Raw genomic sequence first — 15,668 nt, 5'->3', positions numbered from 1 at the left:
CCCGGCCGCGTCGGTGCGGCGCGATGAGGGTGTCGCGGGCAGCAGTCTAGGTCACCGGCGTACCCGGCGAGCGTCAGAGGATCGGCCGGCCGAGTCGACTCGACACCGCCGTGCCGGCGAGCACGCCCAACGAGATCCCGACGATCGTCGAGATCGTCGTGATGAGCGAGGCCGAACCCGTGGAGTCGCCGCCGAGCACCGTCGCGACGCCGACGAGGCCGAGGGCACCCGGCACGAGCAGCCAGAACGCGGGCATGAAGCTCACGAGCGGCGAAGGCCCCGAGGGAAGCCGCGCGACGAGCGCCGTCACCGGCATCACGACGAGGGCGCCGATGAGCGCCGAGAGCACCCCGCCGAAGAACAGCGCCCCCAGCACCTGCGCGCCGTAGGCGACGTAGAGCACCACCAGGATCCACCCGAGCGACGCACGCGGAGCGCACTGGTACACGACGATGCCGATGCCGAACATGGCGACCGCGATCCAGGGCGCGACGACGCCGAGCGCGGTCGCAGAGGACGCCACCTCGAGCGAGGGGATGCCGACCAGGGCGCCCGCGGCGATGATGCCGACGGCGAGCAGCACGAGCTGCATGCCGCCGGCGGCCAGGCGCCCCGCGCCCGAGACCATCTGACCGGTCGCGAGTTCGATGGAGCCGACCGTCAGCAGCGCGCCGGGCAGCAGCACGACGAGCGGCGCGATGAGCGCCGGGAGCATCCCCGAGTCGAGCCCGAGCCGCAGGCCGAGCAGCACGACGAGCGCCACCGAGAAGGAGATGCCCACGCTGAGCAGCGCGCGGTAGCGCCCCGCGAGGCGCTCGCCCGCGAGCAGCGCGGCGCCGACCCCGGCGCCCAGCACCGCCGCGGCGGCGACGCCGGTCCACGAGGCTCCGAGGAGCACGGCGAGCCCGGCGCTCACCAGGACGTAGGCCGCACCCCGCTGCACCGGGGAGTACGGCGGCGGCAGGGCCCGCATCCGACGGATCCGGGCACGGATCTCGGCCGGATCGACGGAGCCCGACCGCGCATCGTCCACGATGTGCTGCAGGTCATCGACCTGGTGCAGCAGCAGGGTGCGTTCGCCGCTCGCCACGGCGCCCGTGGTCGTCACGCCCTCGCCGTGCGCGGAGACGAGCAATGCCGTCGGGAAGACGATGATCTCGGTGTCGACGACGCCGTTCGCTCGGGCGATGTCCTCGAGCGTCTGGCGCACGGTCACCACCGAGTAGCCGGCATCCGTCATCGCCTGGCCGATGTCCTCCATCGCGGCCTGGGTCAGCACGGGATCGGCCGCGGGGGCACCCGTGGCCGAGCCGATGATCGCCGACGCTCCGGGAGCGCCGGGCACGATGAGACCGGCGGAGCGCGGGCCGGGCGAGCGCCGCCCCGCCATCACGAGGATGACCACGGCCGCGAGCAGCACGACCGCCGCGATCGCCCACGACAGCGCCGACGTCGTGGGGTCGGCGGATGCGGGCGGCACGGCCGGCACCTGGGTCGGGACGGGCGTCTCGCTCGGCGTCTCGGTGGGCACGGCCGTCTCGGTCGGCTCCTCGGTCGCGGGCGGCTCGGTCGGCTCCTGGGTCTCGGGCGCCTCGGACTCGGTGGGCTCCACCGGCTCGACGGACTCGGTCGGCTCGACGGTCGGCGTGGGTGTGGGCGTCGGCGTCGGCGTGGGTTCGAGCGTCTCGGGCAGCTCGGTCTCGAGGGGCACGGGGTCCGGCTCGTTCGGCGCGGCCGGCCGGGACTCGACGAGCGGCGTCGCGATGAGCGAGGAGGCCGCGACGTCGGTCCCGCTCGCCATCGCCGCCGCGGGCGCCATCACCAGGGCGGATGCCGCGAGCCCGACACCGAGCGCGACGGCCGACCCGAGGGTGCGCAGTCGCCCTGGCGGCCGCGTTCCGGTGAAGCCCACGGTGCCCCCGATCTTCCGCGCGCCCCCGCGCACGGCCTGACCCCAGCGTAGGACCCGCGTCGATCGGGCGACAGGGACTCGACCCAACGGCGATGCGCCGAACAGTTCGAAGGTTGAATGTTAGAGATCGAACTGTTAGAGTATGAACATGGAGACACCGGAGAACGCCTTCACCACCAGCCTCGGCCTCGTGCGCTGGATCGGCTGGGCCCAGCGCAAGGCCGGCGAGGACTGGATCCGGGCTCGTGACCTCAGTCACGAGCAGGCATTCGTGCTCGGCTTCCTCGTGCAGAACCCCGGCGCGATCCAGCGGGACATCGCGCAGATGACCCGCACGAGCGCCGCCAGCGTCTCGAGCCTCCTGCAGGGGCTCGAGCGACGGGAGCTCGTCGAGCGACGCACCGACCCCGAGAACGAACGCAGCAAGCGCGTCTACGCGACCTCGGCCGGCGCCGAACTCATCGCCGGGTTCGACGCCGCGATGGTCGCCGCCGACGAGACGATCCTCGCCCCGTTGAACGAGGCCGAACGAGCCGCCCTCCTCCAACTCCTCCAGAAGATCACCGCGGAACTCCCGCAACCCACCCGGTAGTCCGGGCCGAGCGCGGCCGTCCAGAGTCGCGCCCCCACCACTTCTCACTTCGCCGTGCCGGCGCTCGTCGGCGCGCGCTCGAACCTGCCCGGAAAGGAGCAGTCATGAGCACCACGAACCTCGATTCCCCCAGGCCGGCCCCGGCCGACGCCGACACCTCGGCGCCCGCCGAAACCGCCACCGCCACGACCGCCGCCACCGCCGACGCCGTCGGCACGGACCGCTGGTACCTCTCCTCGGCGCCGATCGTGCGCGCCCTCATCCACCTCTGCGTGCCGATGGCCGCCGCGATGATCGTCGGCGCCGTCTACAACGTCATCAACGCCGGCTTCATCGGCTCGCTGCACGACTCCGCCCTCCTCGCTGCGATCACGCTCGGAGCACCCCTGCTCGGCCTGGTCATGGCGGTCGGCGGCGTCTTCGGCGTCGGCGGCGGCGCCCTCATCTCGCGCCTGCTCGGCGCGTCCGAGCACGACCCCGCGAAGGCCGGCGAGATCCGGCACGTCTCGTCGTTCGCGCTCTGGGGATCGGTCATCACGGGCGCCGTCCTCGGCGGCCTCGGGCTGCTGCTGCTGCATCCGCTCGTCTCGCTGCTCGGTGCGGATGCCGCCGCGGTGCCCGCGACCAGCGCCTTCGTCGGCGTCCTGCTGGCGTTCGTGCCCGTGCTCGCCGCGGCGTTCTGCCTCGAGCAGATCGTCCGGGCCGAGGGCGCGGCCCGACAGGTGATGGTCGCGCTGATCGCGTCGACCGTCGCGAACGTCGTCTTCGACGTGCTGTTCATCCTCGTGCTGCACTGGGGCGTCGCCGGCGCCGCACTGGCGATGGGGCTCTCGAACCTCGGCGTCGTCGCGTACTTCGTGGTCTGGCTGACGCGGCACAGCGAGCACGTGAGCCTCGCTCCGCGCTGGTTCACGCTCTCGCCCGCCGTGCTGAAGCCCGTCTTCGGCGTCGGCGTCGGCGAGCTCCTGCAGGCCTCGTTCCTCATCATCACGTCACTCGTGCTCAACAACCTCGCGATCGCGTACGGCGACAGCGCCTTGGCCGCCATGGGCGTGGCCGTGCGTATCGCGCAGGTTCCCGAGTTCCTGCTGATGGGCGTCACGCTCGGGGTGCTGCCCCTGCTCGCCTACGCCTACGGCAAGGGCGACCGGGCGCGGCTCACGTCGGCGCTGCGCGGCTCCGCGATCACGGTGGGCGGCATCGCCGCGATCACCGCGGCCGTCGTGTTCGTGTTCCGCGAGCCGCTCTTCTCGGCGTTCTCCGCCGATGACTCGGTGCTCGCCATCGGCGTGACGATCCTCACGGCACAGCTCGTCGCGATGATCGGCAATGCCCTCGCCGGCCTCATCACGTCGCTCTTCCAGGCGACCGGGAGGGCACGCGCGGCGATCGTCATGTCGATGGCGCAGGGCGTGCTGTTCATCCCGATCGTGATGCTCGGAAACCTCTGGTTCGGCCTCGCGGGCATCATCTGGGCGCTCACCGTCACCGAGCTCATCGTCTTCGTCGTTGGCGTGGTGATGTGGCTCGCGTCGCGGCGCGCGATCGACCGCGGCCTCGCCGACGGCAGCGCCGAGCGTGCGGACGCGGCGCTCGAGCAGGCGGACGTCTAGCCTGCCGCTCGCCGAACGGAGTCGCGTCGGGCGTGCGTCGATCGCTCCTGCTCCGGACGCGGCGCAGCACGTCGATGACGGCGTCAGCCCCCACCCCGACGCTCGGCTATCGGAGGCCCGGTACCGCCTCCTCGATGAACGGCCGCAGCAGTCTCGTGTACTCGACGTTGAGGTGGTCTCCATCGAAGTAGGCCGGGATGCCGCCGATCACCCCGTAGCAGAGGCTCTCGTCGCAGAAATACGGCGTGGGGTCGAATGCGATGACGTCGGGGTCCGCACTCGACCGTGCTGCCAGCAGCATGGGATCCGGGGGCTGGGCGACGTCTCGGCCCACACCGCACCGAAGCGGGTCGGAAGCATTCAGCAGCACGCAATCCCGGTCGCGAACCGCCGCATTGAAGGGAGGGTCACCGAGCACGACCACCGTCGAGCCCGCGGCCGTCCACCGGCTCCAGTACGCGGTCAAACCTTCCGCGTACTGCATCTCGGCCGGTCGGCCGGTGCCGTCGTCGACGAGCTGCTTTCGGGTGAACGATGACGTGAAGACGTATGCGGGTCGTTCCCGTTCGACGTGAGCCGCGGCCGTCTCGCCCCACCTCATGCAGCGCTCGTTCTTGGCGGTGGATTTGTCCCTGCCATACCCGGCGAACGCGACCTCGGCCGGCGGACACCCACCGAGGAAGCTGATCGTCAACCTCCAACCGCGCTCGCGGGCCATGTCGAACAACGCCCATTGCCACTGCTGTGCGTGAGAGTCTCCGATGAGCCAGACGTCGGTCGCCGCAGCAGAACCGTCGGAGTAATCGCAGACGCGAGTCGTTCTCTCGTCCCCGGCTTCGAGCACCGGAAGCAGGTCTCCGCACGCGTCGGGCGTCTGGTAATAGGCGTTGCGCTCACCCATCTCCGCGACCTTCGCGGGAACGGCGAACGGGTCCTGGCACCGCGCGGGGTCGGAGACCGCATTCGGCCCCTCACACGGCTCTGCGGTCGGCGCATCGACCGCCACGGTGCGAGATTGCTCGTCCATCGCAGAGCCCCACGCAATGCCTCCGGAAAGTACCGCGATGACGGCCATGCCCGCCACCATCGCACCGAACGTGCGTCGGGCAGAGGAACGCAGCCAGGTCCATCGCTGACCGGGGCTCTCGATGAAGCGTCTGGTGAGCCACGCGAGCACGAGCGTGGCGAGCACCACGCCGACCTTGTCGAGCGTGGTCATCGGCCGGAGGAGAACGAATGGCGTGATCACGATGAGCGGCCAGTGCCAGAGGTACACCGAATACGAGACGTCACCCAACCACTGGACGGGCCTGAGAGTCGAAACACGCTCGTGAACCAACCGAACTCCCGTGCCGCCGGCCGCGATGACGAGGAGCGTGCCGAGGACCGGCACGACCGCCGCGATTCCGGGGAGGGGAGTCGCCTGATCGAATACGAGTGCCGACGCGACGATGAGGGCGAGTCCGAGAAGGGAGGCGATCTCGGCGATCCTGCGCGGGAAGCGCACGCGATGAGCAGCGAGTGCGAGGAGTGCGCCCGCGGCGAATTCCCAGGCGCGCGTGAAGGTGACGAAGTACGCCTGAGCCGGTGACGACCACGTCATCCAGATGCTGGCGACGAGCGAGATGATGCCGATGCCGGCGAGCATCATCGCGACGGCGGCTCGCCGTCGTGCGGGCAGGAACGTGCGTGCGGCCATCCATGCGAGCATCATCGCGAGCGGCCAGATCAGGTAGAACTGCTCCTCCACCGAGAGCGACCAGTAGTGCTGAGCCACCGTTGCCGCGTCATTCTGCGCGGAGTAATCGACGGAGAGCGCGGAGAGGACCCAGTTCTCGACATAGAACGCACTCGCGGCGATCTCCATCGCCGCCCGCGGCCAGGAGATGGTCGGCACCCACAGCAAGGTTGCGATCGCGCCGAATGCGAGGACGACCAGCGCGGCAGGAAGGAGCCGCCGCACACGTCGCGCGTAGAACGCGCCGAGACGAACCCGGCCGGTTGCGAAGAGCTCACGACCGAGATGCGACGTGATGAGGAAGCCGGAGATCACGAAGAAGACGTCGACCCCCACGTAGCCGCCCGTCACGCGAATCGGCCAGAGGTGGTTGAGCACGACGAGGGAGACCGCGACCGCTCTCAGTGCCTGGATGTCGGGTCGGAATGCGCGGGAAGCTGCGGGAGGGTTCGGCTGGGCGGACGGTGCGTCTCGGGCGGTACCGAGCGAGGTCGTCATCGGATGCGCCCTCGACGTGCTTCGCGGACCGCGTGGACAGACATCCATCGGGAGTTGAGCGACGACCAGTCAGCAGCGGGCGAGACGATCGTGGCGCTGCCATTGGAAATCCTCACTGCCCAAGTATCACGGCTCGCGGATACGGGAAGCGTCACGACCTCTGGTTCGGCCTCGGCGCTCGAGCAGGCGGCGGCCTGACGCGAACGGCCGGCCGCGGCATCCGCTCGTGGCATCCGTCGCAGAGCCGCCCGGCGGTGACGCCAGTCGACGGATGTCGGCCTTCGTCAGACGCCGTCGGGCAACTGGAACGCCCGCCCCGAGATCTCGGTCGGCGTGATCCGCACCCAGCGATCCTTCTCCTCGGGCGCCCACGGCGTGACGCCGAGCTTCTCGGCCTCGCGCACCTCGGCGTCGTGGTCGAACTCCTCGGCGTCGCCCTTCACGACCACGCTGAAGGCCTCGGACCCGTCGGTGCCGTCGACCTCGAAGGCGACCCGGTGGCGGATCGTGAGCTCGAGCAGCTTCGTGCCGGGAGACGTGCGGAAGACGATGGTGCCGTCGGCCACCCCGTGGTTCACGGGGAAGATGTCGATCTCGCCGGCCGCCCCAGCCGCGATGCGCCCGTACGGCGCCGAACCGATGCGCTTCCAGCACTCCGCCGCATCCAGTTCGCGGGTCGGCGGCCGTCCATCATCTCTCTCGCCCATACCGTGAGCCTTCCACCGCGGCCCGCGGTCCGCAATGAATTTGCCCGCGTGATCAGAGCATCTTCGCGGGCCGGACGAGTCGCGTCGAGGTCACTGCTCCCGGTGCGCCAGACGAGGTCGTCCGGTTCATCGGCGAGTCTCATGCGCGCACACGATCGCCCGCGGTCGGCGAATGCCGGATTCCTTTGACGTGCTTGACCGGCCGGAACCCAGGTTCGGGTCGATTCCGCCCCGCAGACGTTGGTCGGGGACTCGAACAGGGCAAGGATGGGGTGGTGTCTGATCGCCGCGAACCTCGCCCCGGCAGACAGCCGCGGCCTCCGTGGTGGCTTGCCACGAAAGAGGAGCGCGCATTCTTCTATGCCGGCGTCTCGGCGCTGTTCAATGCGGTCTTCGCCGCGGCCAAGCTGCTCCTCTTCCTGCTTGAACCGAACCTGTTCCTGCTCGCGAACGTGCTCTTCTCCCTGGGAGTAGGGGCCGCGAAGGCGATCGCAGTCGGCAGCTACCGCCGATCGCGGCGGTCTGCAACCGACAGGGCACCCTCGATCGCGGAACAATACCGCGCCTCAACGCTGATCGGAGCGGTGCTGACGGGATCTGCGATCGTGTACATCGCCCTCTGCCTGCCGCTCCTGATCGAGACGAAGGTGGGCTTCGCGTTCGAGCCGCTGATCGCGGAGATCCTCGCGCTCATCGCGTTCATCGAGCTCGGTTTCGCGATCACCGGCACCATCCGAACCCGCCATTCCAAGCAACCGCTCGTGAAGAGCATCCGGATCGTCAACCTCGGGAGTGGTCTGATTCTGCTCGTTCTGGCACAGGCCGCGATTCTCTCGTTCGCATCGACCGCGGACTCCTCGTGGGGTGTTGGGATCTCCGCCATGCTCTTCGGCGGATCCACCGTTCTCTGCGGCCTCTACCTCGTGATCGGTTCGATCGTCCGTGGACGTGCCACCGGTGATCGATAGCGCGTCAGCAGCCCGGCCGAGTCCGACAATGCCAGAGGCGGCGGTCAGTTGACGCGGACGGGTGCAGCTTCCTGGTCCGAGGTCGTGTCGTCCTGAGCGATCGCCTCGATGACCTCTCCACGCTGGCTCATCGGCGTCGACCTCCTGATGGCGATGGTCGCGGCGAGCGCGATCGCGCCGGCGATGATGACGAGGACGATGCCTGCGTTCCAGGACTCGATCGTCGGTGATGTCGTGTCGGGCACTGTGCTCGAGGCGAGGACGATCCCGATGACGGCCGTGCCGATGGCGCTGAAGATCGTTCGACCGACCGTGAAGGTCAAGGCGACGGCCTCGCTCGTGTCTCGGGCGTCCACGTTCTCGACGATGACGATCGGCACGCTGACGGTGATGAAGACCGTGCCGACGGAGCCCACGACGATTCCCACGATCGCCAGCGGCAGGTTGTGAACCGAGAAGAGGAAGCTGGCGTACCCGATGACGCCGAGCACGATGCCGGCGGCCAACACGATCTTGCCTCCGCGTCGACCAGCGACCCGGCCCGCCAGCGGCGAGAGCATGAACGCGATCGTGCCCGAGATCAGCCCGTACAGTCCCGCCTCCGTCGGGGTCAGGCCGAGCCCGACGGGCATGTCGGCCGGAGTCTGTTGGAGGATCGGGGTGAGCAGTGCCGGCGCGGAGAGGATGCCGATGGAGGCGAAGGCGGTGGCGATGAGGGTGAGCACCAGCGAGCGCGTTCGGAAGAGCCGAAGGTTGAACATGGGGTTCTTGATCCGCAGTTCCCAGACGACCCAGAAGATGAACAGCACGGCCCCGACCACGATCAGCCCGAGAACGACGGGGCTGGCGCCCTGACTGCGCGAGATGGTGAAGCCGAAGAGGATCGCTGCGATCGCGGGGGCCATCACCAGCGCGCCGAGCACGTCGAGGCGACCGCGTACCGTCACGGCGACGACTGACTTCGGCAGGATGAGCGCAACCAGGATGGCTACGACCGCGAGCACCGCCGAGACCACGAACATGCTGTGCCAGCCGGAGGTCTGCAGCAGGATTCCAGCAGCCAGAGCACCGACCGATCCGCCGATCAGGCCGATGCCCGACGTCAGGCTGATCAACAGCGGCACCTTGCGGGCCGGTGCGACCTCGCGCGCGAGTCCGATCAGCAGGGGGAACAGCCCTGCACTCGTGCCTTGGAAGGCGCGCCCGATCAGGATTCCCTCGAGGTTCCCCGCGACGACGCTGATGATGGAGCCGACGGCGGAGATCACCATCAGGACGATGAGGACTCGCTTTCGACCGTAGATATCGCCGAGACGTCCGGAGATCGCCGCGGTTCCCGCACCGACCAGCAGGAAGATCGTGATCACCCACGAGATCGTGGCGGCGTCTGCTTCGAAGACTCCCATCAGTGTGGGGATGGCCGCGTACATCATCGTCACCTCGAAGATCGGCGTGAGTTCGATGATCATGAAGATCGCGATGATCAGTGCGAACGGCATGACCTTCGGCGGAGCTGTGGTGAGGGACATCGTGATGACTTCCTAACGTCGTTGTCGGAGAGGTCGCGCTGCACCAGAGCTGCGGCTGCTGCTCTGGTGCAGGTGATCATGAACGCTCGTGGGCCGGCCGACGGGCCGGCCGACCCGCGAGAGGGGTCCGCGGTCAGGCGGTGAACGGGGCGACGATCATGGCAGTGATGTCCATGGCGTCACTGGTACTCAGGCCGGAACCGAACATCAGGTTGCGGGCGTCCGATGCGGTCCCCTCGACCTCGTAGATCGTGGCGTACCGGAAGGGTGCTGGTCCCCCCGGCTCTTCCGTGAGCCGCAGTGTGCGGGCACTGATGAATCCTGGAAGCGCGAGGACCTCCTGGACGTGGGTGCCCCAGTACCACTCCTTGAACTCTGCGTCTCTACCGGGCGCCGAGTTGATCAACGTGATCAACGCTTCTCGGTTGGTCGCGCTCGACACGGTATCCGCGTCGGTCGTGTCGGTGTCGGTCATGCTCGTACCCCGTCGTTCGATGTTCTGCTGGTGAACTGGTTGTGGCGCCGAACTCAGACTGCGACGCGGTCGCGAGTCGAGGCGAGAGCGCCGCCGTAGTCCTCGGTGGACGAGAGCTCGCCGAGCATCTCGTGGAGTTTGGCGCGGCCGCCGGGATTGAGCAGGAACTTCTTCGGCTTGCCCTGCACGTTGGCGCCGTAGTAGTGGCTGTGCTCGGCCGAGAAGATCGAGAGCGGAGCGAGGGTCTCGACCATCGTCATCCATGCCCCCTCCTGCTCCTCGGTGGGCTCGAAGCGGTCCAGCCCGTGCTCACGGGCGTAGATGAGCGTGTCCGCGATCCAGTCGACCTGGTCCTGCGAGTACCGCGGGTAGTTGCCTCCGCCGGCACCGTGCGGACCTCCCGGGAAGAAGAAGTTCGGAAGCCGATGCGCACTGAAGCCGGCGAAGTCGGAGGGACCGTCCTCCCAGTCGGTGCTGAGGTCGAGGCCGTCGCGGCCGACGACCCCCATGCGCGTGAGCGCGCCCGTTCCGAAGTCGAAGCCGGTGGCGTACACGATGATGTCGTAGTCGCGGTGCCCCTCGGTGGTCTCGATGCCGGTCGCATCGACGCGGACGAAGGGCGTCTCGCGCAGCGAGACGAGCGACACGTTCGGCTTGTTGAATGACTCGAAGTAGTCCGCGATGAACGGCGGTCGCTTCGCCCCGAAGAGGTGGTCCTTCGGGATCAGCCGCTCGGCGGTGGCCTGATCGGTCACGATCGAACGGATCTTGTTCGCGAGGAACTCGCAGAACTCGAGGTTCACCTCGCGATTGGTCGTCATGTCGTAGTAGTTCGACGTGAGCTTGCCGAAGCCGGGCGCCTTCCAGATCTGTTCGTAGAACGCCTGGCGCTGCTCAGGGGTGTCATCGGTCGAGAACCGGCCTGCCGGCGGGTGCATGAACCCGGTCGGGTTGGTCGGCGCGGTGAGGGTCTGAACGACCTGCTCGAAGTTCTCGCTCAGCCACTGGCGCTTCTCGTCGGTCATCGGCGAGTTGTTGAGCGGCGTCGTCCAGGTCGGCGTGCGCTGGTAGAGATCGACCTGCGCCGCGATCTCCGAGATCACCGGCAGGATCTGCGCACCGCTCGGACCGTTGCCGATGATCGCGACCCGCTTGCCTGCGAAGTCGAGGGGCACGTGGGGCCATGCACCGGTGTGGTGGCCCTCTCCCAGGAAGCTCTCGAGACCGTCGATCTCGGGGTAGTGGGGCACCGAGAGCCCGCCGGTCGCCGAGATCACCCAGCGTGCTCGTACGTGCTCTCCGGTCTCGGTCGTGACGTCCCAGCGGTTCGCGTCCTCGTTCCAGACGGCCGACACGACGCGCTGACCGGTGCGGATGTGCTTGCGGAGGTCGAAGCGGTCGACGACGTGATTGAGGTAGCGCTCGATCTCGGGCTGGGTCGCGAACTCCTCCTCCCACTTCCACTCGTCGAAGAGCTCCTTCGAGAAGAGGTACGCGTAGGTGTAGCTCTCGGAGTCGAAGCGGGCGGCCGGGTATCGATTCCAGTACCAGACGCCGCCGACGTCGTCGCCGGCCTCGAGCGTCTGCGCACTGAACCCGGCCTCGATCGCCCGGTGGAGGGCATAGATGCCGACCACTCCGGCTCCGATGACCAGTACCTCGATGTCGACTTCGTTGTCCGACCTGCTCGTCATGCGACTTGCTCCCGCTCCTATGCTCTGGCTGGGCCAGCCATCGCACAAATCTAAGCATGATTGCTGAATTAAGGCAATCGGTGACTTGTAGCTGGAGAAATTACCTGAGATGCGCCGATTGCAAGTTCTGAGCGGATGTGATGAACTCCTGCATGGTCGCTCGCTGCAGGGACCGTCACTCAAGGGAGAATGATGAACGCCAAACCAGACCTGCGCTTCGACGGGCGCGTCGTGATCGTGACCGGCGCGGGCCGTGGACTCGGTCGCGCCCACGCCCTGCTGCTCGCACAACGCGGCGCGAAGGTCGTCGTCAACGACTTCGGTGGATCCAAGGAGGGCGTCGGAAGCGATACCGGGCCCGCGAACGATGTCGTGGCCGAGATCGTCGCCGCCGGCGGCGAGGCCATCGCCGACTCGAGCGACATCGGTGTCGAGGCGAACTGCCACGCACTGGTCGACGCTGCGGTGCGCGAGTTCGGACGCCTCGACGTCGTCGTCAACAACGCCGGCATCTCCCGGTGGGCGAGCTTCCCTGAAGCCGACGCCGACAACCTCGAGCGCACGCTCGACGTCCACCTCCGGGGCACCTGGCACACCACTCGCGCGGCCTGGCCGCACTTCGAGGCGCAGGGATACGGCCGCGTCATCACGACCGTCTCGACCGGCATGCTCGGCCTGCCCGACAACCTCGCGTACGCCACCGCGAAGGGTGCGCTGATCGGATTCACCCGCAGCCTCGCCGTGGCCGGCGAGCCCAAGGGCATCCTCGTCAACGCCATCGCCCCGAACGCGATCACGCGACCGAGCGAGTCCGCGACCAAGCCGAACATCGTCACCGCGACGGCGCCGGACTCCGGCATCCTCCAGGCGATGGAGACCGGGCTCGTCTCGCCCATGGTCGCCCTGCTCGCGCACGAGTCGTGCCCGGTGAACGGCGAGATCCTCGTCGCCGGCGCGAAGCGGTTCTCACGGTGGTTCCTCGGCATCACGCCGGGCTGGCTCTCCGACGGCACCCCGACGATCGAGGAGGTCGCCGAGAACTGGGACGAGATCAATGATCAGGACGGCTACTACGTGCCGGCCAGCCTCACCGACTGGTCATCGCGCTTCATGGCGCACCTGGGCCGCTGAACGAGCGAGCTACGGCATGCGCCAAGCCTGAGGGACGGCCCCAACACGAAGGGCCCCGACCGAATCGCCGGTCGGGGCCCTTCGTCGTCCAGTCGGTCAGTCCGTCGCGATCGCCCGCGGGTCGCCCTCGACGATCGGCGCGACGAGTCCGGCAGCCAGGAAGACCACGAGATCATCGATGAGGATCCCCATCTTCGCCGGCTGTGCGCGCTTCTGCTGCGCTGCCTGATACCGCGCGAGCGCGTGCACGGCGCTCGTCAACGTCACCCACCATCGCTCATCGAGGATCGGTTCCGGGATGCCGGGCGCGAGACGCGCGAGGAGCGCCCGAAGCGTGATGACGGATGCACCGGTGTGCACCCCCTGGGGGCGGAGCCCTTCGTATCCGCCTTCCTCGGTGATGAACAGCGAGAGGAAGGCCAAGTAGTGGTTGTCGGGCTGGATGTGAATGGCGAGCGGGCGCACGAACGCGCCGACCACATCGGCGACCGTCGGGACTTCGCCGCCCACCATGAGGCCGGCGACGAGCTCGGCGCGATCGGACTCGCTCTCGGCACCACGGAACTCCATGATCGCCTTCACGAGCGCGTCGCGATCGCCGAAGTGGTATTGCACCGCCGCGTGATTGCGCTGGCCGGCCTCCATGCCGATGTCACGCAGCGGCACCGCTGAAATCCCATGCTCAGCGAACAGGCGTTCGGCCGCGACGAGGATCAGTTGCCGCGTCGCCTCTCCGCGCACGTTTCCGCGCTCACCGGTGGGCCGACGGGTGCTCCGACGTGGTGCGCGCTCCGGCGCGGATTGAGACATGCTTAGGAATCTAGCGCGATGCGGATCCCGATCGGTGCCATTTCCGTTCCGGCCGGGTACACCGTGCCGAAGAGTTCGACGGCGCCCGGTGCGAGCTGCGTCGGCAGGCCGTCCCAGACGAGCGCCGCATCCGAGCCGGTCGAGTCTCCCGCTCCGATGGCGACCACGGCGAGCAGTTCGTTCGGGTCGTCCACCGTGTGCGTGGCGAGGACCCCGCCGTTCGGGCCGACCACGACCTCCGGATCCTTGATGAGGATGTCCAGGTGCCCGTGGTGGGCGAGGAAGCGGACCGATCCCTCGAACGACATCCGCCAGTCGTCGCCCTCGCGGTGGGCCGAGCGGAGTGGAAAGGTGATGACGCCGGACTCGCCCTCCGTGGCGCCACCTTCGACCGCATAGGTGCCATGTGCGATGTCCGTGACGTATCTGATGAGCGAGTCTCGGACCGCCCAGTGCAAGGCCTCGCCCACCGCGGTCACGGCGGTCACGGCTGCTCGTCGGATTCGGGAGCGTGACCGGCCGGGAACCCGGTCATGCCGGGCTCGAGCTCGAGCCCGAGGTTGCGGAACGCCATGCAGTGCATGTCGTACGTGCCGATCGTGAAGACGAAGTCGATGAGCTGCCGACGGTCGAGCTGGGAGGCGAGTGCCGCCCAGGTCGTGTCGGAGACCAGCTTGTCGCCCGTGACCATCTCGTCGATGGCGCGCACGAGGACGGCGTCCTCGACTGACCAGCCCGCGGCATCCGGACCCTCGGAGAGTGCTGCGACCTCGGCCTCGGTGAGCGCGCCGCTCGCGGTGCTCATCCAGACGTGCTGCGCCCACTCGTACTCGCCGTAGCCGAGCCAGGTGGTGCGCAGGATCGCGATCTCGCGCTGTCGGTCCGACAGCGTCGAGTGACGCAGGTGGTTGGAGAAGGGCATCCATCCGCGGATGAAGTCGGGGTGCCAGGCGTAGATGCCGAGGATGTTCGCCTTCGGGCGCTGCACCGGGCCGTCGGCGGGTGCGCCGCCCGGGGCGTGGGCGCGGAGCGCTGAGAAGGCGTCGTCGACGTCGTCGGTCCACTCCTCGGTGGGGCGGGGAGGGACGCGGGGGCTCGTGATCTCGATGGTGTCGCTCATGTTCGTTCGCTCCGTTCAGCCGATGAAGGATCCGCCGTTGACGCTGAGCGTCTGGCCCGTGACGTAGCCCGCCTGGTCGGAGACGAGGTAGGAGACCGCTGCCGCGATGTCCTCGCCGACGCCGACGCGGCCGACCGGGATGTACTTGGCCATGTCGTCGGCCGAGGGGATGGTGCCAGCCGCGCGCTTCTTCGCGACACTCGGCGTGTCGACCGATGAGGGGGCGACGGTGTTCACCGTGATGCCGGCCTTGCCGAACTCGACGGCGAGCGCCTTCGTCATCGCCATCTGGCCGCCCTTCGATGCGGCGTAGTGGGCCATTCGAGGGGCGCCGCGCTGGGCGCTCGACGAGGAGATGAGGATGATGCGCCCCCAGCCGGCGTCGATGAGGTCGGGAAGGCTCGATTGCACCGTGTTGAACGTGCCGGTGAGGTTGATGCCGAGCACGGTGTTCCACTGGTCGAGGGTCATCTCGAGGAAGGCCTGCTGCGGCGCGACGGCCGCGTTGGCGACCACGACGGAGACCGCACCGAGTTCGGCGCGGATCGCCGCGAGCGCGGCGTCGACCTGCTCACGATCGGCGACGTCGGCGTCGTAGCCGCGAGCCCGGCCCCCGTTCGCGACGATGCCTTCGGCTGCCTCCGCTGCCGTGCCGGGGGTCCGGCCGATGATCGCGACCGCGAATCCGTCCTCGGCGAGCCGCTGGGCGATCGAGAGTCCGATGCCTCCTGCGGCGCCGGTGACGACGGCGACCCTCTGCTCGGGGGCGGCGGTGTCGCCCGGTGCGATGACGGGCGCCTCGGCGATCGACATGTCGTACTTCCTCTCCATTGAAGGCGGGCCAGCGGGACTCGACTCAACTGCGAGGTGTCTCCGCGCCC

15 protein-coding genes are annotated in these 15,668 nt (G+C 68.6%); 5 read left to right on the top strand and 10 right to left on the bottom strand.

All coding sequences use genetic code 11. The features are described 5' to 3' along the window. Window positions 1-73 precede the first annotated feature (73 nt). Entirely contained in the window at window positions 74-1,912 is a 1,839-nt protein-coding gene (locus tag ACR3IO_RS17325; protein ID WP_434072465.1) for a threonine/serine exporter family protein, read from the bottom strand. A 148-nt stretch (window positions 1,913-2,060) separates the two neighbouring features. On the opposite strand from ACR3IO_RS17325, the gene ACR3IO_RS17320 reads away from it, so the two are divergent. Together ACR3IO_RS17320 and ACR3IO_RS17315 are read left to right on the top strand one after the other, a co-directional pair. After that, the gene (locus ACR3IO_RS17320; protein WP_434072464.1) at window positions 2,061-2,504 is read left to right on the top strand and encodes a MarR family winged helix-turn-helix transcriptional regulator; all 444 of its coding nucleotides are present in this window, start codon (window positions 2,061-2,063) and stop codon (window positions 2,502-2,504) included. A 104-nt stretch (window positions 2,505-2,608) separates the two neighbouring features. Next, on the top strand, window positions 2,609-4,117 hold the full coding sequence (locus ACR3IO_RS17315; RefSeq protein ID WP_434072463.1) for an MATE family efflux transporter: 1,509 nt from the start codon (window positions 2,609-2,611) through the stop codon (window positions 4,115-4,117). Between the two features lie 106 nt (window positions 4,118-4,223). On the opposite strand, the gene ACR3IO_RS17310 is transcribed toward ACR3IO_RS17315, so the two are convergent. After that, window positions 4,224-6,353 carry an acyltransferase family protein gene (locus ACR3IO_RS17310; protein ID WP_434072462.1) on the bottom strand — a complete coding sequence of 710 codons (2,130 nt, stop codon included), beginning with the start codon at window positions 6,351-6,353 and terminating at the stop codon, window positions 4,224-4,226. A gap of 54 nt (window positions 6,354-6,407) precedes the next feature. On the opposite strand from ACR3IO_RS17310, the gene ACR3IO_RS17305 reads away from it, so the two are divergent. Then, complete coding sequence (locus ACR3IO_RS17305; RefSeq protein ID WP_434072461.1) at window positions 6,408-6,551, top strand: hypothetical protein; 144 nt, start codon at window positions 6,408-6,410, stop codon at window positions 6,549-6,551. An 86-nt stretch (window positions 6,552-6,637) separates the two neighbouring features. On the opposite strand, the gene ACR3IO_RS17300 is transcribed toward ACR3IO_RS17305, so the two are convergent. After that, a complete protein-coding gene (locus ACR3IO_RS17300; protein ID WP_434072460.1) occupies window positions 6,638-7,060 on the bottom strand; it encodes a pyridoxamine 5'-phosphate oxidase family protein in 423 nt (140 codons plus the stop codon). A gap of 275 nt (window positions 7,061-7,335) precedes the next feature. Between ACR3IO_RS17300 and ACR3IO_RS17295 the strand changes: the two genes are divergently transcribed. After that, a complete protein-coding gene (locus ACR3IO_RS17295; protein ID WP_434072459.1) occupies window positions 7,336-8,028 on the top strand; it encodes a hypothetical protein in 693 nt (230 codons plus the stop codon). 44 nt (window positions 8,029-8,072) lie between these two features. Here ACR3IO_RS17295 and ACR3IO_RS17290 read toward each other — a convergent pair whose 3' ends face one another. The 3 genes from ACR3IO_RS17290 to ACR3IO_RS17280 all read right to left on the bottom strand — a co-directional run bounded on the left by ACR3IO_RS17290 (window position 8,073) and on the right by ACR3IO_RS17280 (window position 11,726). After that, window positions 8,073-9,557 carry an MFS transporter gene (locus ACR3IO_RS17290; protein WP_434072458.1) on the bottom strand — a complete coding sequence of 495 codons (1,485 nt, stop codon included), beginning with the start codon at window positions 9,555-9,557 and terminating at the stop codon, window positions 8,073-8,075. A gap of 133 nt (window positions 9,558-9,690) precedes the next feature. Next, window positions 9,691-10,032: a hypothetical protein gene (locus ACR3IO_RS17285; RefSeq protein ID WP_434072457.1), complete on the bottom strand. Its 342-nt coding sequence runs from the start codon at window positions 10,030-10,032 to the stop codon at window positions 9,691-9,693. 53 nt (window positions 10,033-10,085) lie between these two features. Beyond that, window positions 10,086-11,726, bottom strand: a complete 1,641-nt coding sequence (locus ACR3IO_RS17280; RefSeq protein ID WP_434072456.1) for a flavin-containing monooxygenase — start codon at window positions 11,724-11,726, stop codon at window positions 10,086-10,088. Between the two features lie 192 nt (window positions 11,727-11,918). Here ACR3IO_RS17280 and ACR3IO_RS17275 point away from each other — a divergent pair, with 192 nt between their 5' ends. Next, window positions 11,919-12,857: an SDR family NAD(P)-dependent oxidoreductase gene (locus tag ACR3IO_RS17275; protein WP_434072455.1), complete on the top strand. Its 939-nt coding sequence runs from the start codon at window positions 11,919-11,921 to the stop codon at window positions 12,855-12,857. 96 nt (window positions 12,858-12,953) lie between these two features. Here ACR3IO_RS17275 and ACR3IO_RS17270 read toward each other — a convergent pair whose 3' ends face one another. The 4 genes from ACR3IO_RS17270 to ACR3IO_RS17255 are packed head-to-tail and all read right to left on the bottom strand — an operon-like array spanning window position 12,954 to window position 15,600. Beyond that, the gene (locus tag ACR3IO_RS17270; RefSeq protein WP_434072454.1) at window positions 12,954-13,667 is read right to left on the bottom strand and encodes a TetR family transcriptional regulator; all 714 of its coding nucleotides are present in this window, start codon (window positions 13,665-13,667) and stop codon (window positions 12,954-12,956) included. Window positions 13,668-13,669: 2 nt separating this feature from the next. Beyond that, the gene (locus ACR3IO_RS17265; RefSeq protein ID WP_434072453.1) at window positions 13,670-14,155 is read right to left on the bottom strand and encodes an HtaA domain-containing protein; all 486 of its coding nucleotides are present in this window, start codon (window positions 14,153-14,155) and stop codon (window positions 13,670-13,672) included. Continuing rightward, window positions 14,152-14,787: a carboxymuconolactone decarboxylase family protein gene (locus ACR3IO_RS17260; RefSeq protein WP_434072452.1), complete on the bottom strand. Its 636-nt coding sequence runs from the start codon at window positions 14,785-14,787 to the stop codon at window positions 14,152-14,154. Before ACR3IO_RS17260 ends, ACR3IO_RS17265 begins: the two co-directional genes overlap by 4 nt. Before the next feature lie 15 nt (window positions 14,788-14,802). Continuing rightward, entirely contained in the window at window positions 14,803-15,600 is a 798-nt protein-coding gene (locus ACR3IO_RS17255; RefSeq protein WP_434072451.1) for an SDR family oxidoreductase, read from the bottom strand. Between the last annotated feature and the right edge of the window lie 68 nt (window positions 15,601-15,668).

Source organism: Agromyces sp. Marseille-Q5079 (genome assembly GCF_051016555.1).
Lineage (GTDB): Bacteria > Actinomycetota > Actinomycetes > Actinomycetales > Microbacteriaceae > Agromyces.
The sequence above is the reverse complement of the archived record's forward strand: the minus strand, read 5'-3'. Positions and strand labels throughout refer to the sequence as shown.